Genomic DNA, 21,036 nt, shown 5'->3' on the forward strand with positions numbered 1-21,036 from the left:
TGTAAACAAATATATTGTATCCGTATAGCTTGAACGAAGTTAGATGTTTACCTAAATAACTATGGTATATATTTTAAGAATAGAGAAGATATTTCATATCATTATAATGTTATTAAAGAGCTCTTAAAACAATGATTCCTGGTGTTTTTGCAACATAATCCATAAAAGGAGAATCAACGACTTTTTCGTTTGCTTTTCGTGAAGAAGCATTTCTTAATATTGGACCTTTATCTGTCATGATAAAGAAGCCCACATGTGTTACATCCAATCCAGCAAGTTTCGTATAAATACCAATGAAATCACCAGACTGTAAACGACCTATAACCTCCTCATTAATAAAGTTGCTTGGAATATATGTTATCGTGCGTTTCACAACTGGCAACCCAGGTAGATAGCTTTCACCATCAGCTTTTTTGTTGAGATATTTTTCTATTTTTACCGCATGGGGACTTATTTCAGCGGTAATATCAGTGGCGAGTTTATATTCTCTATAAGCCCAGTCTGTAAAAAAATGTTTGCGATTTAAAAAATGAACATTACCGTTAATATAACGCGTTTTTATGACGTTATTTATGAATTCTGGTTGGGATGTTGATTTGCGCAATGCTTCAACATAATCCAGATAAGTGAAGCAATCTAAGCCTCTAAAATCAATAATCAGTTTTTCTGGTGTATTTTCTGAGCCATGTAACATATTTGCTTGGTAAGGTGTCCCTAAAAAAGCTTCAGAAAGAAAGCCAATTAGTGCCCCTTTTTCCTGATAATTTGTTTCTGAACGTTTTTTGAGAAGAGCATTTAATTTATTTAGAGTATAAGGATCTAAGTTTACGTTGGTTGTTTGTTGTGTTTTTATTTTATTTCCTAAAATACTCTCTTGTGAATCAGAATCCTGAACATCACATCCTGTTACCAATATTAAAATGAGAACTAATAGGGATATTTTTCGCATTCTATACACCATTTTTGCATTAACAATTCATGACTAACTGTTTCTAAAAGTGCTATTTTTAAAATGCGTATCATGATTATCATTAGATTTAACGGTAGCATATAATCATTAAGAGCATCAATGAATATAAAGATATAATCATGTTTTTTAAGGTTACACAAATTGCAAGCAATATGAATAGTTTCTAAGATTATAGAATCAAAGAATATTTCTCTATAATATACTTATTTTTTAAATAAAATGATTGTCAAATGAATATTTTTAAAAAATATGATGAGCTTTTTACGTTGTTAAGCTATTCGGGTGATGCTGCTTTAATCTTATAGCACATTCTGAGGGTAAGAAAATTTTTTAAGAGCTTATCTTTTAAAAGGTTTCAATTGCTAGAGGATATCTAACGTATCAAGTGGAATTGAGATTCCTGAAAACGTTGGTATGAGAAGGGGAAATGATGTCTGATAAAATCTATCATAATGTCTCTAAAATTATTGGAAATGCTCTGTGTTTCATGAAATTTTGTTTATGAGTTGGTCGCACAAATATTTTGTTCGTATAATGCAAAAAAATATTTTTTATGCTTTGACAAAGATATACCAATTAAAATGTAATTTTATATTTTTATCTTGACTCTTACTTAAATTTTTACTTTGTTATTATTTTATATGTGACAAGTATATGGTATAGAATACTTTTAAAAGGAAAAGGGAGTAAAAAGATAGCGGGGGAGTAATTGTATGCGTAAAATAGTGTGTATGTTATGCAAGACCAAATGCTTAACCCGAATTTTGTTCAGCGTGGGCTCGTTTTAGTGTTCATCACTTTATTGTTAGATATTCTTGGCATTGCGATTATTTGTCCTGTTTTGCCTGAATATTTTTCTCAATTAACTGGAAAAGATATCAGTACATCTTTTGTAGAAAGAGGAAAATTACTTGCAGCTTATTCAGTGATGCAGTTTTTGTTTGCTCCTTTTATTGGCAATCTTTCTGATCGTTATGGTCGTCGTCCTATTTTGCTTCTCTCTATTATCTGCTTTGCTCTTGATAACCTCATATGTGCTATAGCATGGAGTTATTCTATGTTATTTATCGGGCGTCTTTTGTCAGGGATGAGTGGTGCTAGTTTTGCAACTTGTACAGCTTATCTTGCGGATATATCCGATGATAAAACCCGTACACGCAATTTTGGTCTGTTAGGCGTTGCATCCGCATTGGGGTTTATTTTAGGATCGTTTATTGGTGGTTTTTTAGGTCAGTTTGGTCCGCGTATTCCGTTTTATTTTGCTGCTGGTTTTTCACTCATTAATTTTATTTTTTCTTGGGTTATGCTTCCAGAAACTCTTTCTCTATGGAATAGGCGCTTTTTTGATATTAAGCGGGCAAATCCCTTAGGTGCTTTTTGGCACCTGAAACAATATCCGATGGTTCTTTGGGTGTTATTGGTCTTTTTTCTTTATTGGTTTGCGGAATCTGTATGGTTAAGCATTTGGGCTTTCATTGCAAAAGAACGCTATGATTGGAGTTCTTTTTCTATTGGGCTCTCCTATAGTGTTTTTGGGATAGGCCAATTTATTGTAGTCGCTCTCATTTTGCCTTATTTTTCTAAACGATGGAGTGATTGGCATATTGTTATAGTGGGGCTTCTGTTTGCCTCCGTTGCTATGCTGGGCTATACATTTGCGACGCAGGGGTGGATGGTTTATATGGTTTGTGCGTGTACAATGCTTGAATATCTTGTTCATGCACCTATACGTGCTATTGCTTCAGCGCAGGTACCAACAAATGTACAAGGAGAACTGCAAGGAGCGATGACATCTGTTATTTCGTTAAGTTTAATATTTGGTTCTGTTTTTTATGTGTTTCTTTTTGAATGTTTTACAGATAAAAATGCACAGTTTTATTTTTCTGGTGCTCCTTTTGTTGGAGGCTTTTTTCTTCTTGTCGTTGCGACAGTTATTTTTGTCTTGCGGGTACGTTAATTTGTTGAGGAGAGCTGGTACGTACTATTTTGCTAGAGAATGCACAAGATAAACAAAATGCATCATTTTATAGGTAAAAAGTTTTTTGTGATATTGTTTGTATAGTAGAGTCCGTATTTTTTCTGTTGCTTGCAAATTAATATTCAGTGCTAATGCAGCAGCATATTGAAAACAAAGATTAAAACGTATCTGCGTTAGATGTATTAGTACTGTGCGAACAATTCCAAATTTTATATGGCAAATTGGAAGTAAAATATTGCGTATATTTGTTTGCATCACTTCTAGAATCGAAAAAAACTCATTTTGGAAGAATATAAAGTTGTAAAATTGAAAAACCGTTTCCTGTTTTGCCATCACTTTTTTATTCGGCTTTACAGCTTTCAAAACCATCTATGGTAATATCTTTTTAAAAGTAGAGATTTGTTGCATGGTCTCACACTTTAGTTTTTTATTCTTTAATAGGAATTATGCTTCTCATGCAAAATATAATGCTTAAAATTGTATTGTGAATCCAATACTTATTTGAAGGAATAGCTTTCAATGTGTTTGCGCCAATTTCATGATAGTGCCAATAAAGAATATAAGGTAAAAGTCACTGTCAATGGTATAAGATCTGCCGTACACTACTCACTTTACGTATATAAAAGATGCAGCACCAATCATTCACTTTGCCAGTTTCCAATGTTCCGATAGCTCTGAGCTTTTGGTACGGTTAGGTACTTTACTCTTTTTAAAAATGGTTTTTATTGACACACTTATTTTGCTTAGGGGAAGCCAATGATTTTGATGAATACAATTCTAAGAGGAGAGTCATGAGAAAAATTCAAGCTATTCAGTGCTCTCATTTTAGTTGCAAAATGATAAATAATAACACTTATTCAATAAGTTGTAGGTATAAAAATAATATAGTTGTGTATGGGAAGATGATATAATTTAAAGGAGAGAAGCTAGAAGGTGAGATATTTTATTTTAAGATATTTTTTTATAATTCATAATGAGATCACAGAAATGCTGAAAGAGGTAGTGGCTATCTTGTGGTCCAGGAGAAGCTTCGGGGTGATATTGAACAGAAAAAACTGGTTTTCCAATGATTCGAATACCACAGTTTGAACCATCAAAGAGAGAAATATGTGTTTCTTGAACATGTTGTGGTAAAGAGGCAGAATCTACGGCGAAACCGTGATTCATCGATACAATCTCAACTTTTCCAGTGTTGAGGTCTTTAACTGGGTGGTTGGCACCATGATGTCCTTGGTGCATTTTCATGGTTTTTGCACCAACCGTAAGAGCGAGAAGTTGGTGACCAAGACATATTCCAAAAATTGGTAAATTATGATCAATTAACGTTTTGATCGTTGGAACGGCATATTGAGCCGTAGCTGCGGGGTCCCCTGGTCCATTAGAAAGAAAAACGCCATCAGGGTTCATTGCTAGAATTTCTTTTGCAGTTGTGTGGGCAGGTACAACAGTAATGCGTGCTTTTTGTGTTGCCATAAGGCGAAGAATATTGCGTTTAATACCATAGTCAATTGCAATGATATGAAGATTGTGCACATTATTTGTACCGTATCCTTTATTCCAGCTCCATGGTTTTTCATCCCATTGCATTGATGATTGAGATGTCACGTCTTTCGTAAGGTCAAGATTGACGAGACCGTGCCATTTTTGCGCACGTTTCTTTAATGAAGGAATATCAAAATTTCCATTAGAATCATGTGCAATGACAGCATTTTGCGCACCTTTTTCACGAATAAGAATTGTGAGCGCACGTGTATCAATACCACAAAGTGCAATAATTTTACGCGTTTTAAGCCATTGATGAAGATTTTCATTGGCACGATAATTTGAGGGGTGTGTAATGTCTGCCTTGAAAATAGCGCCAACAGCACCATGACAATTGAGAGGAGTGAGAGCTTCAATATCTTCACTATTTGCCCCTACATTTCCTATATGAGGAAAAGTAAAATTAACGATTTGTTGTGTGTATGACGGGTCTGTGAGGATTTCTTCATAGCCTGTGATGGCGGTGTTAAAACACACTTCAGCTTCAGCAATACCTGTAGCACCTGCTCCTTTACCTTCAATAACGGTTCCATCAGCTAAGACTAAGAGGGCTGTAGGTTTTTTGATACTCCAAGGGCTGCTGGGTGAAGTCGTTTGTATCATAGTATGTATCCACAATTTATTCTCTGAAAGGTATAATGATCAACTTTACACAAAAATCATACCTTTAACAGATGCTGTGTATATTATTCTGGTAATGTTTCGCTTGAAATAGGCAGTATAAGTACATTCCATGAAGAGGTAAAGTCTTGTTTTAGCTTTTCGAAGATCGAGTCCTTAATTATTTTTTTATCCTCCATTGCAAGATGGATAAAGATTGGTTAAAAGGCACTTTTTTCTTGAACAAAATTGGATAAATTTATGTTGCGTAACCAGATTGATGGGGCACTTAGGGCTGCTTTGAAAGCGCAAGATAGTGCGCGTCTTGCTACACTTCGTTTAATGAATGCTGCAGTTAGGGATCGTGATATTCTTTATTATGATCAAGGGAAGTTAGAAGTGGATGATCAGCAGATACAGTCTGTTTTCACTAAAATGCTTCAACAGCGTGAAGAATTGATGCGAGTCTATAAAGAGTCTGGTTGCTTGGAATTGGCAGAGAGAGGACAAGCAGAAATAGAAGTTATTCGTGAGTTTCTTCCCTATCAACTTAAGGAGATGGAAGTAGAACAGGTTCTTTGTGAAGCTTTGGCACAAACAAAAGCTGAAAAATTACGCGATATCGGCAAGGTGATGGCATGGCTTAAGGAACGGTATGCGGGGCAAATGAATTTTTCTAAAGTGTGCAATAGTCTTCGTAAAAAACTGCAATAGATCTTATTAATTCAAGGGGATTGGAAAATATTTTTTATTGTGCGTCGCTTTTGTAAGTCAGTAGGATGTTGATAAATGTCATTTATCTTGTACATACATATTATTATCAAAAAAATATTTTTTGAAATAAACGAACCTTTTTTGGAGCTCATAGAGCAATAAAAACATCTTTTATGTATTAAATTTTTCTGTTCTTCAAAGCTGTTAGATCATTAACAAAACAAAAAAATTATAGAGTTTCTACTTTTTAAAAAAGATCTATTGTCTGCACTGTTAAAAATTTTAAAATAGGATGATTAGCTAATTGATACAGATTTCCAATTTTGGGGAGTGTATTGTTGTCTTTTTTGCTGTTTCAAAGCATTTTTTTGATAAAGAGTTGCCGTATTTTTAGAGTGGTGATTATTCGGCAAGAAATTTAAATGTAGATGATATTTATCAATATGGTGTGTATCTTCTTAATTCAAGCGCTGGTTTTAATGATAAGAAAATCAGAACTTTAAAACGTTTTTTCTATAGAAGACATTTTTAAGCTGAGTTGATGAAATGAAAAGATATTTTTAAAATAAGTCTTTGTTTGTAATGTGTTTTGAGCTGATTTTGAAATTCTTTTCTCTGATTAAATCCCTTATAAGCTATATAAAATCTATAAATTATGCAGAATAAAATGAGTAATCTCTATTTGTGGGGATACAGTGGTGAATCTGTTAAAAATAGTTCAGTTAGCAACAATGGTTTACCCGTTAACCGTAAACGGGAACGGCGTGCCCATAGCACACCTTGTTGACCAATATGAATGTAATCGCGGGTTAATTTGTCATGGTTAAATAAATAATGTCCTAGAGGTACAGTTCCCAAATGCATCAAGGCTTGATTGTGTAGGAGGGTTTCTTGTGGAATTACAGTGCGTCCAAAAAGCCAAGGTTTATTATCTCCCATCAATATGATTTCGCGTAGCCAATAACGCGCACTTTCGGGGAGATGCTCTGCTTCGTCTGTTAATTGATCTCGCGTAATAAAACATTCGCGTTGTGGTTGAACTTGGAGGCAGGTACAATATTTCTTTAATCGAAGCGTCATTGAACCCGATTCCATGAGCCAATCGCGAATATTTTCTGGTATTGGAGGATTTTGATCAGAGAGCCACTTTAGAGGTGGTAAGATGGAATCTTCAAGATCAGACATCATTTTACTCCACATTTAAAGTCTTATTCCATATGTTATGTTGGGCGAACTAAAATAAATAGCTCTATTGTAATACAAGGAGTATAAAAGCAGCAAGATTTTAACAGGAAGATATCAAAGGTCTTTAAAAGAAGATATGCGGAAAATACATATTATAGGATCATTTTCATTAAAAAAGCAAAATAAGTATTATGTTTTATCCAAGATGCTTTCACACAATGCATTACGGAAATTTCTTTATCGCATGAGAGCAATGGGAAAAATGTTTTGTGCTTTAAAATTCGTTTGTAACGCATATAAAAAATCATCTATGTAAGATGATATAAAGAGGAAACTGTAAGAGAAATAAAACTTTATTTTATACTTTGGAAAGTGAAGAGATATTCAAACCTTTTGAATTGAGATGTAAAGAAGATCGTATTCTTTATAATAAATAATTTTATAGTAATACATATATTTTTGAAAACTTTAAAATATATTATATTATTTAAATTGTAATAAATTACTTCATATTACAGAATGTGTAGTCATTTTATAATAAAGTTATATTCATATGTATTTATAGTATATCTACTTTAGATATTCTTTTATTTCACAGATTAGAAAAAAATTCTTTATCATTTTTTGCTTACCTTCTCTCTTTACTTCTTAAGAATGCAAAAGAGCTCCTCGATTTTTTCGGTAAAAAGGGTATTGTTGATGAAGTGTATAGGCGTTAAGTGCTATGCGGTAGAGTCTTTAATCATCGTTAGTGATTTTTGTAACCTTATGGATTGTTATTACAGTAAGATGAGCTAGATTTGCGCGCACTGTACAAAAATAGGTTCGTATTGCGTTAAAATAACGCAACATATCTCTCCTGATATGCGTAAGTTTATATAGGTATGAAATGGGTGCGTTATAAAGGTCTTTACTGCATTTCGTTTTAAAATATGGTGATGGTGTATGCCCAAAATCGCAGCTTAAGCACCTCACCATCATATCAAAACTGGTAACAACGAGTTACTGGGAAATATTTCAAATTTTTCTAGTTGTTTCCCAGTTTTTTATTGAATCCCAAAAGGTATAAAAAATAAATGCTCTAGGATCGAATTTTTTGTACTATCCATATAAGAATACAGGCTCCTATAAAACCTGAAATAAGATAGCCAAGCCAACCAGCAAAATTTACACCTAAAAGACTAAAAAGAAAGCTTGCTAGCGCAGCGCCAATAATCCCTAAGATAATATTTAATAATATTCCTGTTTGGCTTTTCATAATATACTGTGCAGCCCAACCTGCAATCCCGCCGATAATAATAGCAGCAATCCAACCGATGTTTGCATTTTCCATGATACTCTCCTTTGCCTGAATTTAAATTGTAACTAGAGTAAACTTTTTAAAAATCAAGATTTATCCCCTTTTTATCCAGTGAAAAGGATATTTCTGTTAGAAATTTTACTTATTATTTTCCTTTATATTAAAATAATATTTACATTGATATCATAATAATACTTAATAAGTATAAACATATAACACATTTTAATTTATTTATAAATTAATTAATTGAGAAATATGAATAAAAGAAGAAAATATTAGTGAAAATGTTTTAAAAAGTCATAAAGTTTATTTATAAGCTTTTTTAATCTCTCTCTTAAGTTTAAAAAAACAATTGTGATTTGTGATTAAAGCAATAAGTAAAATAGATATTTAAAAGTTTGGAGCTTGCCAATTGATATCAATGATGTTTGAAATGAAATTAAAACTGTTTTGTTGACACGTTATAGAATGGCTGTATAGGTTGAGTCTCTACCAATCTTGATATAAATGTTGCATTTTTGTGGGGTTTTGCATTCCTTATAGAGTATTTCTGTTTTTGCTGCTACTGTGGGGCAATTCCTTTTTACAAGGAGAGTTTAGGTTGGAACCATTATACTCTTGACTTTCTCTTTATGTGTTTAACAGTCTTGGCTTTGAGATGATTAGGCATTTTTACGTCTTTCTTCAAGAGTTCTATTCTACATGCTGCTTTGTTTATAATGTGTAAGCAAATGACTTTGAGTAATTCATCATGAATAGATTTTAAATGAAAGAAATTTACGATGCAGAAAGCTCATTTAAATTGTCAAATAATAAAATATTTTGATTAAATCAGTATCTTGACCATATTCAAAATCGAGTAATCGATGTGATGTATTTCTTATTCAAGTTATTTAAAAGTTTAAGGTTTTTCTGTTTGTTCTTCAGCAGGGTTGCGTAGGCGAGAACTTTGAAGAAGTCCCTGTTCTTCTAAAATGGGGTAGATCATTGAGGTCAAAAGAGAGTTGATTTGTTTGAGGTCGCGGACAGTGTCGAGATGAAGACTGGATGATTCTACATTTTTGAGATCCCCTTCACGCAAACGTTTAAAATGTTTTAAACTCATCTCCTTTTCTAAGTTTCGTAGTTGATCTTTTTTTTGTACCAATAGGTGTGCAGTGTGTGTATCACGTGAGACAAGAACGTTAAATGCTATATGCGCGTTGGCTAGTACAATGGCGTGGAAACGAAGGAGATCATTCCAGCCCTCGCTGCTGAACTGTAAACCTTTTTGTTGTTTCTTTTTAACCAGCATCAGCATATTATGAATAATGATATCGCCTGCTTGGTCTAATTTTATACAGGCGCCTAGAAGTTCTTGCGTTTGAAGAGCTTCTTCGTCAGATAATTTTTGTCCCGCTAATCGTGCAAGATAAAGTTTGATGGCGATATGTTTTTTGTCCAATATGGTGTTGAGTTGGTTGAGTTCACGAATAATATTGGGATCAGGATTTTCATAAAGTCCCATGATTTTTTCTAGCATGATGTCTACAAGATCACAAATATGAATGACTTCACGCATGACATTCGAGAGAGCGAGAGAGGGGCGTTCAAGCACACTGTCATCAAGAGCTGTTTGATCCGATAAATTGAGCGTTTTGTCGGCTTGCGTTTTTTTTGCACTTATATGAACAATTTGAGTGGTTAATTTTAAAACCCATTTTGAAAGCGGTATTCCAGCAAGGAGAATGAAAACATTAAAAATAATGTGGGCGTTGATCACTTGAGTAGGGGCGTTATTGCCAAGCCATGTGATGGGAGGGCGGAAGGAGAGAAATAAGATAAGTACAAGGATTGAACCGGCCCCACGCATGAGTAAATTTCCTAAGGGAACGAGGCGGGTATTAGGAGAGGCGTTGCGCGTTAAAAGTGGTGCTATAAGAGAAGAGCCAAAGTTGACACCAAGAACCATGACAACACAGAGTTGCGTATGGATAAGATCGTAGTTGGCAAAATTGACCAGCAAAATGATTCCTGCAATAGATGAATGTAAGAGGTAGGTTAAGCCAGCAGCCAACAAAAAAGTGGAAACAGGATCGGTTGAAAGATAACGAATGATGCTAGGCAAAATTTCGCTTTCACGTAAAGGTTCTGTCGCTGTACTTATCATCTCTAAAGATAAAATTAACAGACCAATACCGATGACAATACGTCCTATTTGACGCCACTCACGTTTTTCTGTTGTCATGAAGATACAAGTGCCAATTAAAAGACAAAGGGGCACAACAAGTGTGAGATCATAGGTGAGAATTTTAACAACGATTGCTGATCCTAATTCTCCTCCGCGTACAGCCATAAGTCCCGCTACTCCAGAGACAAAACCAGATTCAACGAAAGAACCAACAAGGAGCGTTATTGCTGTAGAGCTTTGTAAAATCATTGCTGTAAAAAGCCCAAAACTTACCGCAAACAATGGTTTTGAAATGACGTGGCACATTTTATATTTAAGTCTGTCACCATAGGCGCGTTCAATTCCTGTGCGCACCATGCGTGTGGCCCAGAGAAGTAAAGAAATAGCGCCGGCAAGATGAAGGAGTACCAATGAACCATTCATGATACTTTATTCTTTCTCTGTTGTTATGAGTATGTTTGCCTCAAAATTGATAAATTAAAGTTTATCGTTTTTATTTCGTTTTTGCTTTTAATACTTGATTAAAATCATAACCGCTTGGATTTTGAAAAACCTTTAGACCAAAACAGGGAAGAATGGAATAAAGGTGATCAAAAATATCACCTTGAATTTGTTCGTAGTCTATCCAAACGGTGGTGTTCGTAAAGCAATAAATTTCCAATGGTAAACCATTTTCTGTAGGAGGTAATTGCCGTGCCATAAAGGTCATATTAGGGTTGATGTTTATATGTTGTTGTAGATAAGCAAAAACATAAGCACGAAAAGTTCCAATGTTGGTTAAACGGCGCGTATTGGCTAAGACATCATGATTTTTATCTAATTGAGCATTCCATTGGTCAATTTCTGCTAATTTTTGCGTGAAATAATTTTCTAATAAATTAAATCGGGAAAGATATTTTTGTTCTTCTTCTGTGAGAAAATGGATACTTGATTGATCAATAAAAAGGGAGCGTTTGATGCGTCTTCCACCCGATTCTTGCATTCCACGCCAATTTTTAAAAGGGTCGGTCACAAGTTTACGGATAGGAACTGAGGTGATGGTGTTGTCGAAATTTTGAACTTTAACAGTATGCAGGGCAATTTCAATAACATCACCATCGGCACCGAGATTAGGGATTTCAATCCAATCACCAACGCGAACCATATCAGTGGATGAAATTTGAATACCGGCAACGAGAGAAAGAAGCGTATCTTGAAAAATTAACATGAGAACCGCGGCCATTGCACCAAGACCGGAGAAAAGAATAAGAGGGGAGCGGTCAATCAATGTAGCGACCATTAAAACTGTCGCAACAGCAAAAAGTGCAATTTTAGCAATTTGAATATAACCTTTTATTGGTTTTAACCGTGCTGTTGGTCGTTGTTCGTAGAGGATGTTAATGACATTCAGACAGGCAGAAATTGTCAGAACAACAAAAAAGATAATGAAGGCGTTAGCAACATTACCGATGATAGTACTGAATGCATTGGGCAATGTTGGTATAAAATTAACACCAACCGAAATAATAAAGGCTGAAATGATATCCGCTATGTATTGAATAGCATTATTAATATCGATCGTTGTATTTTTGGGGAGAAAAGAAGAGAGTTTTTTGGCTCCGTGAATAAGTAATTTTCGTCCTAGAAAGTTGACTAAAAGGGCAAATATAGTAAGAATAATAAGCCAAGAAATAGCCTCTAACCACGGATATTGAACAATAAATTCGATCACTTTTCCACTCTCCATTTCTAAAGTTATATGCAGTTAAGAGTTTAAAATTTTACAACTACTTAAGAGGAAGTATTGGAATTATGCTCTAAAGTCGTTAAATATGCAAAAAAGAATTTTCAAACTCTGTGAGAGATAATGCGTTTCCCGCCCGATTTCCTTAATGAACTGCGTACTAGACTCCCAATTTCAACAGTGATTGGTCAACGGGTGGATTTTGATCCTCGAAAAAGTAAGCCTTCACGGGGAGACTTTTGGTGTTGTTGTCCATTTCATGGTGAAAAAACGCCAAGTTTTCATTGTGATGATCATAAAGGGCGCTATTATTGTTTTGGTTGTGGTGTAAGTGGAGATATTTTTACCTTTTTGTGTGAGCTTGATGGATTGCACTTTTCAGAAAGTGTAGAGCGTTTGGCTGATTTTGCGGGAATGAAACTCCCTATTTTGGATTCACAAAGTCATAAACGTCAACTGGAAAAAGCTGAGCTTTATGATGTAATGAAAATTGCTACAGATTTTTTTCAATATAATTTACGCGATAAAGGAGGTGTGCAAGCACGTCGTTATTTGGATGCACGTGGTGTGACACCAGAGCTCGTAGAGCGTTTCCGCATTGGTTTTGCACCGGTAAGGCGTACAGCTTTGAAAGAAGCTTTGAGTGCACGGGGCATTTCAATAAAGCAAATGGAAGAATGTGGACTTCTCACAGTGCGTGAGGGGAGTGCGGATTCTTATGACCGATTTAGAAATCGCATTATGTTTCCTATCGAAGATTTGCGCGGACGTGTGGTGGCTTTCGGAGGGCGTGCATTAGAGAAAGAGACACGAGCAAAATATCTCAATAGCCCTGAAACAGTGCTGTTTCATAAAGGAAATATACTTTATAACGCGGTAGCAGCTCGCAAAAACAGTCGCTTTGTTGGCGATGAAAAAAATCATTCACTCCTTGTTGTTGAGGGGTATATGGATGTCATTGCATTGACTAAAGCTGGTTTTGAAGGAGTTGTAGCGCCCTTGGGGACAGCATTAACGGAAGCGCAAATTGAGCTTTTATGGCAGATGGGGAAGGAGCCCATTTTGTGTTTTGATGGTGATGATGCTGGTTTAAACGCTGCTTTTCGTGTTGCTGATCGTGTGTTGCCTCTTTTAAAGGCTGGGGTTTGTGTACGCTTTGTTTTGTTGCCACAAGGAAAAGATCCTGATGAAATTGTTTGTGCTGGTGGAGCACAACTTTTTTCTTCTTTTTTGCAAAAAGCAATTCCTTTGAGTGAGCTTTTATGGTGGCGAGCTACCTATGGAAAGCATTTTGAAACTCCAGAGACACGAGCAGCGCTAGAAAAACAACTAAAACAACAAATTTTTACGATTAAGGATGAAGATGTCCGTCGTTATTATTTGCAAGATGTAAAAAAACGCCTTTTTGATTTTTTTCGTCCCTCTTTTTCGAAAAAAAAGGGAGAAGGGCGATATGATCAATCTTCATCAAATAGGATCTTTAAAGATCAATCCTTTTCTCTGTTAGCAAATTCTGAAATAGTACGAAATTCTTCGCAATCTATTCCTTTGCGAGAAGCAGTGATTTTACTCACTTTAGCTTACTATCCTGAGTTGTGGTATGAAAATTTTGAAATTCTTTCTGAGTTAGAATTAAAAAATACTCAATTGATGTGCTTTCATCAAGCTATGTTGGAAATTCTTGGGAATCAACAGCTTCATGATGAGGAGACGATGGTTGCGCTCTTAGAAAAAAGAGGGCAAAAGGCTCTGTTAGAGCGTATGAAACATCTTGTGCAAAATATTGGTATGCGTATTATCTTTGGTAGAGCTTCTATAGAGGATGCACGTGCGATATTAAAACAAGCTGTCTACTTGCATCTTCAAGAACACCACCTACATAAGAGATTACAGGATATTAAAGAGCAACTTGTAGAAAATCCTAGGAGTGAGGTTTTTGATCTGCTTCGTGAGGTAAAAAATGAGCTGGAGCAGATGCAGGCAACAGAAGCGTTAATTGAAGGGTTTGGAAGTTGGTTGGATGAAAAAATAGACGGGAATACACAAGATACGATAAAATGATTCGCTTTTTTAATGCGAATCAGTCACTTAAATTTTAGACGAGGAAGTTTATGGGAGTGACATTTTCATAAAGATGGCAATTAAATTTTAGGAAAAGCGGGTAAATTTTAGGAAAAGCGGGAAATTGGTTCTTACGATAGGGTACAGAGATTATCTCAGAAGGGCTGAGAGGTGTCGGGGAAACTTCTGGAGTTTTCCCGCGTTTTTGTCTGGATGTCAAGTTCGTCTGGATGTTAAGGCGTATACAAAATGTATTCTTTCCAATAGTAATCTCTTAAAAGGAAGTATATATGAGAAATTATTGGTAGATTTTAGTGAGAGCAAAAAAAACTGGTCACATGGAAACTATGGTTACATGGAAACTGTGAAGTGGTCGAGTGGAGTTATGGTATGGCAACAAAGGTTAAACAGAAAGATAATGCAGAAGTAACAAGCCAAGCGAGTTTGGATGGTCCTCTTCTTGATTTTTCTGATGATGCCATCAAGAAAATGATTAAGCTTGCCAAAAAAAATGGTTATGTAACAATGGATGAACTCAATGCTGTTCTTCCTTCTGATGAGGTTACATCCGAACAAATTGAAGATATCTTGGCGATGTTCTCTGAGATGGGGGTTAATGTTGTGGATGATGAGGATGAAGTTGAGTCTGAAAATTATGAAGAAGAAGTTACAGTAGAGGGTGGTGATTTAGTAGAAGCCTCTAGCCACGCAATTGCAACGACAACGAATAAACGCGAAGTAACAGATCGTACGGATGATCCGGTGCGTATGTATTTGCGTGAAATGGGAGCTGTTGAGCTTCTTTCACGGGAAGGTGAAATTGCCATTGCTAAGCGTATTGAAGCAGGGCGTGAGACAATGATTGCGGGACTTTGTGAGAGTCCTTTAACTTTTCAGGCTCTTATTATATGGCGTGACGAGTTAAAAGAACAGCGTATTCTTCTTCGTGAAATTATTGATCTTGAAACGACTTATGCTGGTCCAGAAGCAAAGCAGGCTCCTGTTATTGAGCGAAGTGAAGTGAATAAGACAGAAGAAGAAAAAATGTCTTCTGGTATACGTAATATGGGGGAGAGCGCAGGAGAGAGAAACATTGAAGACGACGATGAAGAAGACGATGACGATGTTAACTTATCGCTTGCTGCAATGGAAAATGAACTTTGTCCTCAAGTTATGGAAACATTGGATTTTATTGCTCAAACCTATGTGAAATTACGAAAATTACAAGATCAGCATGTTGAAAGCAGTTTGGCAGAGCGTAAAGAGGGGGCCCTTACATCTTCTCAGAAGAAAAAATATATTCAATTAAAGGGTGAGTTGATTCAAGCAGTAAAATCTCTTTCTTTAAACCAAAATCGTATCGAAGCTTTGGTTGAACAGCTTTATGACATCAATAAGAGATTGATTCATAATGAAGGTAAGCTGAAACGGATTGCCAACAGCTATGGCATTGGCCACGAGGATTTTTTAAAAGAATACCAAGGGCGTGAATTGGACGCAGATTGGATGAATTATATTGCTGCTTTGCCTACACCTGGTTGGAAAGAATTTTCGATGCGTGAAGCAAAAGAAATCCAAAAACTGCGAAGTGAGATACAAAATCTTGCGCAAGAAACGGCTATTTCGATTGGTGAATTTCGTCGGATTGTTATGCAGGTGCAGAAAGGTGAACGCGAATCAACAATTGCGAAAAAAGAGATGGTAGAATCTAATTTGCGTCTTGTCATTTCAATTGCAAAAAAATATACTAATCGTGGTTTGCAGTTTCTTGATCTTATTCAAGAGGGTAATATCGGTTTGATGAAGGCTGTGGATAAGTTTGAATATCGGCGCGGCTACAAGTTTTCAACTTATGCAACATGGTGGATTCGTCAGGCTATTACACGTTCAATTGCTGATCAGGCGCGTACTATTCGTATCCCTGTTCATATGATTGAAACAATTAATAAAATCGTTCGTACATCGCGTCAGATTCTCCATGAAATTGGACGAGAACCAACACCAGAAGAATTATCTAGCAAGCTTTCTATGCCGTTGGAAAAAGTACGAAAAGTTCTTAAAATTGCAAAAGAACCCATTTCACTCGAAACGCCTGTTGGTGATGAAGATGATTCCCATTTAGGTGATTTTATTGAGGATAGGAATGCGTTATTACCAATTGATGCAGCTATCCAAGCTAATCTGCGAGATACGACAACACGCGTTCTTGCTTCATTAACACCGCGGGAAGAACGTGTTTTGCGGATGCGTTTTGGAATAGGGATGAATACAGATCACACGTTGGAAGAAGTAGGACAACAATTTTCAGTTACAAGAGAGCGTATTCGTCAGATTGAAGCAAAGGCACTTCGTAAATTAAAACATCCTAGCCGTTCACGAAAATTGCGCAGTTTTCTCGATTCTTAAATAAAGAAATTCTTGTGCGTTTTAATAAATCCTTCTTTCTTCTTAATGAAGGGGGAGGTGTGTCACATTGTACTTGGATGCTTTTTTTGAGAAAAATATGGGAAGAATTTGAATAATCTAGAAAGTTTACGATGTTTAATGTTTTTTTTTAGCTTTTGAATTTTGTATTTCTCTTTCTGAAAATAACAGATGTAGGGTAAATACTGGTGTGGTAGTCATTTGAAAAAATGAACGAAAAACATTATCTTGCGTGTAGCGGCTCGTTTCTTAAGAAATAGGATCTATTAAGAATAAACTTATATTGCAACATACGGACTTTTTGATGAGAAATGTGTATTCGTTGCGGAATTTTTTTATCATTTTAGGTGACGCATTTTATTCTTCGTCAGTTTATAAAGGAATGTTTCAATAGATTATGTTCATTTATATGCGCTATTTTTTGAATATTCTCTTTTTATTCAGATAGATTTTAAGAAAACGGTTTAAAGCATACATTGAGTTGAATCTTTTTAAGAGACAGAAATAGATGAAATTATAGAAATTAAACGTTTCATTTTTTATAGATCGTCTTAATTAAAAAAGGTGTGTCTGAGTTTATGAGTGGAGAGCTTCCCTTTTGGAAAGTAAAAAAATTAGAAGAGATTTCCATTTCTGAGTGGGAGAGCCTTTGTGATGGCTGTGGTCGTTGTTGTCTCCATAAAGTTGAGGACGATGATACGGGTGACCTTTATGCAACCAGTATTGCTTGTCGTCTTTTGGATGGGAAAACTTGTAGGTGTCGAGATTATGCTCATCGTAAATCAATTGTACCAGATTGTATATCGCTAGACATTACGACAGTTAAAACAGCGCGTTGGCTTCCAGAAAGTTGTGCTTATAGATTAATTTATGAGGGAAAAGATCTTCATTGGTGGCATCCATTGGTATCAGGAGATTGCCAGACGGTACATACAGCGCATATTTCTGCACGCGGACAGATAGAGGTTTACGAAGACGAATTATTATCTGAGGAAGATTATCTTCATCACATTACTGGTCTTCTATGTAAAGGCCAGTAATATGATTTTTTATACAACAGTTGGCGACTTAATCGATCGCAAAGACGACAGTGACGCTCACATTATAAGTTAATTCACCACCTGCAAAATTTGTATTTTCGTAGCTTGCATCTGCTGCTCTACTCATGAGACGTGGTGTTGGGTGGTAGTAATCATCCCTTTCATTGATTTCAATAATTTTTCCTAATTTTAAATCGGCTGCTTGCGCTATCGTTTGCGCTTTTTCAATGGCTTCAGTAATGGCTTTTTTACGTGCTTCTTGATAAAACGGCTTTGTATCTGCGTTGGTAAAAGTAATGCCGTTAACTGAATTAACACCTAGAGTCATCGCTTGATCAAAGATTTTACCAGCATTATTAAGATCACGAATGCGCACGGTTAAAGAATTTGAAACATGATAGAGTTTTTCATTATTCTTTTTTTCGTGGTGTTTATCAGAAGTCGACTGATAAATGGATAAACCTGATGTTTGCAAATCATTTGCTTGGATGCCATCGTTTTTAAAAGCTTTTATAATATCATTGATGGATTGATTATTGGAAGCTAATGCCTTTTGGGCAGTTTTGTCATAGGTGACAACGGCTAGATTAATAATTGCCATATCCGGTGCAGCTTGACTTTCTCCGATTGCAGTCACTGTAATAGTTGCATTTTTCATTTTATTTTCTTCAGCATAAGCACGTACAGTCAACGATGTGGCTAAGAGTGTAAATGCTAATATAACTGCTTTAACCAGAGAACCCTTCAGTGGTTGAATTTTCTTTTCTATCATATCTATACCTTTATATTTGTCAGTTAACTATTCTCTCATTTTTAAGAGTTCTTGTAAAGAAATTAGGGCACTGAAAAAAAAACCAATAGAAAAGAGAAAAAGATGGGTTATAATCTTCGTCAGCTCTTGTATCATAGGGCATTTTAGTTTAGAGAGAAACAACCTATATATGGGGCCTGTAGCTCAATTGGTTAGAGCCAGCGGCTCATAACCGCTTGGTTGGGGGTTCGAGTCCCTCCGGGCCCACCAATAGGGAAATGGCCAATAGAAAAATGGGTAGCTTATATAAAAATTTTGGGATTCTACCTTTTTCGTTTTTTATTTATTTTTCTGTTTGTTCTAAAATCCTTTGTCATTGTTTGTTGCTGTTTTTTTCTATCAGTCGCTTTAATATAAAGTGATAGTATGTTTTTTAGTCTCATTAAAGAAGTGCTCTCATTTGAAACATTGTAGCATTTGGATTAACTGATATGTGGCGCTATTTACTTTCTTAATTCATATACTGTTTTGTATTTTTTCTGTATGATGTTCTTCATAAAATAGAAGACTAAAAGCTTCATTGGATAAGTTTATTTATGCTTGTTCTATAAATAAACAGATCCCAATAAAACCAATTTTAAAGATTGTATCTGTTTAGAACAAATGGCTCAAAAAACATTTAGTGTAAATTTGCTTTTTTCTGAGTGATGTTAATGTCTTTTAGACGTTCGAATAGCATTATCGTGATGAAAGGTTGTATATAAGAGGATGTAATCCATAGGTGCTCATATGTATCATGGGGTCAACGATAATAACATTTGTTGATATTTTCTTTTTCCCAAGAGAGGAGTTCTATTTGATTTTTGAGAAATATTGTTCATAGTGACGTTGGCGTGTTCTCTGAAAAGAATCTCATCAATTGTTCTTTGAAAAGTCAATTGAGTGGTTTTTTCTATCGCTTTGCATCATCCAGATTTTATTGTAATAAGCATTTTATTTATTCTGTAAAAAATGTTTTCTATGATATTGGAAAATTCGTTAAAATGCCATTTTCTGTTTTTGTGTATTTTTCGCTTAATGCTCAAATTATAGAGTTTTCATGTAAGCCAAATTATTATTGAAGAGCAGAAGTCTTTTTTGATTTTACTCTCATAGGGGATTGGCAATATTTAGGTCAACCTAGCACTTTTGGGTATTGCTAACATTTTTCTCGTATTGATTGTGTAGAGAGTTTTATCTTTGTTGTGAGTTTTCTCTCTTATGAAAAATTATTGGCAGAGAGGGTAATTTTTTTTGGAAAAGTATACTTTTCTTCAAAATCATACTTTGAAAATATAATTCTTCATTTACATAAGGGAATTTCTCTCTTGTTGTAAATCTGCAATACAATTTACGTACAAGGATTATGCGTGGTGATTCGTTTTATTTTTTAATAGTATCATTTTTGCTTATGATAGAGACTTATATTAGTATTTACAAGGTGCGTTTAGAGGGGAGGTTACCTATAAACGTGTTACAGAGTTTTAGGTAGTGTGGCTCTGTTTATAAGAATTTATTCCTATAACATTGTTATATTCTTGCTTTGCAATATTGTTAAAAAAACATAGACGGTGCTATGTAGAATAAAATTGTGATATATTTTTTTTCAAAAAAGCTTTTTCGTGTTCTCTTATATAGAGTTCAGGAGTGTCTTCAGGGATATTTTCACATTAGTTTGTTACTGGTCCGAATCACAAGATATGCGTAACATTATTCGCATTTTTGATAGATTATACCAATTTTCATAAGAAGATCTGGATCGTGTGATGCTTTCTGTTTCACCATGGTACATGACTAATAGAACTTCATCTGATTTTGTAAAATAAGTTTGTACACAATTGCTTCCATACTGCCTATTGCAAATATTTTTTTCTAAGGTATGAGATATATTTAAACGCTTTAGCGTTATATAGTTTGACTACATGGAGTATGACTATGAAGAATGATAAAAAATTTGAAACAACTTTATCTGATATTATTGTAAAATGGGAGTCTTTATCGACGTCTCAAAAGCAAGCGATATTGGATAGAGTAGAAAATTCTACAGATTCTGCTCATTCAACAGAACATTTAAGGCTTCAATCTTCTTTTTATCTCCAGACGAAATCAAAGTTATGAGTTTTAAGTCTTCATCGGAGATGTTGAAACCAGTTATTACATATATGGCACTAGCATTTCCCAGTGTGTTCAAAATAGCCATGAGTTTATCTACTGAAGGCCTCTTTCCTCCATTTATCATTTGTTGGACGTAATTTTGTCCACAGCCTGCAGCTCTGCTTATTTCAATCATTGTTCGTCCGTCACTTTTAATCAATTCAACTAAGCGTTGGAACCAATCTTTTTCAGTCTTTGTCATTTTTAGACCTTTACATATTTACGCTATAGCGTTAATATTGCGTTGCGAATCCAGAATATATGATACAAGGAGCGTGAAAATATCCATGTGTAGCTCTTCGCTAATGAAGCATATAGAGTTGTTTTTAACTAATAACAAAATGTCCCCATACACTTTCAGATTCGAATCAATAAAAAATGGTTG

At 35.1% G+C, this 21,036-nt stretch carries 14 protein-coding genes and 1 tRNA gene; 7 read left to right on the forward strand and 8 right to left on the reverse strand.

The features are described from left to right. Window positions 1–112 precede the first annotated feature (112 nt). Window positions 113–949, reverse strand: a complete 837-nt coding sequence (locus tag ACFIKD_RS03405) for a DUF1460 domain-containing protein (protein ID WP_375636137.1) — start codon at window positions 947–949, stop codon at window positions 113–115. Between the two features lie 757 nt (window positions 950–1,706). Between ACFIKD_RS03405 and ACFIKD_RS03410 the strand changes: the two genes are divergently transcribed. Beyond that, a complete protein-coding gene (locus ACFIKD_RS03410) occupies window positions 1,707–2,927 on the forward strand; it encodes an MFS transporter (RefSeq protein WP_375647225.1) in 1,221 nt (406 codons plus the stop codon). 969 nt (window positions 2,928–3,896) lie between these two features. On the opposite strand, the gene carA is transcribed toward ACFIKD_RS03410, so the two are convergent. Beyond that, entirely contained in the window at window positions 3,897–5,093 is a 1,197-nt protein-coding gene (gene carA / locus ACFIKD_RS03415) for a glutamine-hydrolyzing carbamoyl-phosphate synthase small subunit (RefSeq protein WP_375636139.1), read from the reverse strand. Window positions 5,094–5,351: 258 nt separating this feature from the next. On the opposite strand from carA, the gene ACFIKD_RS03420 reads away from it, so the two are divergent. Beyond that, window positions 5,352–5,804: a GatB/YqeY domain-containing protein gene (locus ACFIKD_RS03420; protein WP_015856668.1), complete on the forward strand. Its 453-nt coding sequence runs from the start codon at window positions 5,352–5,354 to the stop codon at window positions 5,802–5,804. 678 nt (window positions 5,805–6,482) lie between these two features. On the opposite strand, the gene ubiC is transcribed toward ACFIKD_RS03420, so the two are convergent. The 4 genes from ubiC to ACFIKD_RS03440 all read right to left on the reverse strand — a co-directional run bounded on the left by ubiC (window position 6,483) and on the right by ACFIKD_RS03440 (window position 12,170). Then, entirely contained in the window at window positions 6,483–6,992 is a 510-nt protein-coding gene (gene ubiC / locus ACFIKD_RS03425) for a chorismate lyase (protein WP_375636140.1), read from the reverse strand. Between the two features lie 1,078 nt (window positions 6,993–8,070). Next, complete coding sequence (locus ACFIKD_RS03430) at window positions 8,071–8,322, reverse strand: GlsB/YeaQ/YmgE family stress response membrane protein (RefSeq protein WP_375636141.1); 252 nt, start codon at window positions 8,320–8,322, stop codon at window positions 8,071–8,073. An 868-nt stretch (window positions 8,323–9,190) separates the two neighbouring features. Continuing rightward, window positions 9,191–10,882, reverse strand: a complete 1,692-nt coding sequence (locus ACFIKD_RS03435) for a Na/Pi cotransporter family protein (RefSeq protein ID WP_375636142.1) — start codon at window positions 10,880–10,882, stop codon at window positions 9,191–9,193. 70 nt (window positions 10,883–10,952) lie between these two features. After that, complete coding sequence (locus ACFIKD_RS03440) at window positions 10,953–12,170, reverse strand: mechanosensitive ion channel family protein (RefSeq protein WP_375636143.1); 1,218 nt, start codon at window positions 12,168–12,170, stop codon at window positions 10,953–10,955. Between the two features lie 135 nt (window positions 12,171–12,305). Between ACFIKD_RS03440 and dnaG the strand changes: the two genes are divergently transcribed. From dnaG to ACFIKD_RS03455, 3 genes are all read left to right on the forward strand, one after another. Then, the gene (gene dnaG, locus ACFIKD_RS03445; protein WP_375636144.1) at window positions 12,306–14,243 is read left to right on the forward strand and encodes a DNA primase; all 1,938 of its coding nucleotides are present in this window, start codon (window positions 12,306–12,308) and stop codon (window positions 14,241–14,243) included. Window positions 14,244–14,633: 390 nt separating this feature from the next. Beyond that, complete coding sequence (rpoD, locus tag ACFIKD_RS03450; protein ID WP_273788086.1) at window positions 14,634–16,649, forward strand: RNA polymerase sigma factor RpoD; 2,016 nt, start codon at window positions 14,634–14,636, stop codon at window positions 16,647–16,649. Between the two features lie 596 nt (window positions 16,650–17,245). Next, window positions 17,246–17,707, forward strand: coding sequence for a YcgN family cysteine cluster protein (locus tag ACFIKD_RS03455; RefSeq protein ID WP_375647226.1), 462 nt, complete (start codon window positions 17,246–17,248; stop codon window positions 17,705–17,707). Window positions 17,708–17,735: 28 nt separating this feature from the next. Here the strand turns inward: ACFIKD_RS03455 and ACFIKD_RS03460 are convergent, their stop codons facing one another. After that, complete coding sequence (locus ACFIKD_RS03460) at window positions 17,736–18,479, reverse strand: SIMPL domain-containing protein (RefSeq protein WP_015856660.1); 744 nt, start codon at window positions 18,477–18,479, stop codon at window positions 17,736–17,738. Window positions 18,480–18,651: 172 nt separating this feature from the next. Between ACFIKD_RS03460 and ACFIKD_RS03465 the strand changes: the two genes are divergently transcribed. Together ACFIKD_RS03465 and ACFIKD_RS03470 are read left to right on the forward strand one after the other, a co-directional pair. Beyond that, a tRNA-Ile gene (locus tag ACFIKD_RS03465) sits at window positions 18,652–18,728 on the forward strand. Between the two features lie 1,704 nt (window positions 18,729–20,432). After that, window positions 20,433–20,615 (forward strand): hypothetical protein, encoded by a 183-nt coding sequence (locus ACFIKD_RS03470; protein WP_015856659.1) that lies wholly within the window; start codon window positions 20,433–20,435, stop codon window positions 20,613–20,615. Here the strand turns inward: ACFIKD_RS03470 and ACFIKD_RS03475 are convergent. Next, complete coding sequence (locus ACFIKD_RS03475) at window positions 20,539–20,853, reverse strand: helix-turn-helix domain-containing protein (RefSeq protein ID WP_007347852.1); 315 nt, start codon at window positions 20,851–20,853, stop codon at window positions 20,539–20,541. The two genes, ACFIKD_RS03470 and ACFIKD_RS03475, sit on opposite strands and share 77 nt — an antisense overlap. Between the last annotated feature and the right edge of the window lie 183 nt (window positions 20,854–21,036).

The sequence above is a fragment of the Bartonella sp. CR84HXZ genome, assembly GCF_042194535.1.
Lineage (GTDB): Bacteria > Pseudomonadota > Alphaproteobacteria > Rhizobiales > Rhizobiaceae > Bartonella > Bartonella grahamii.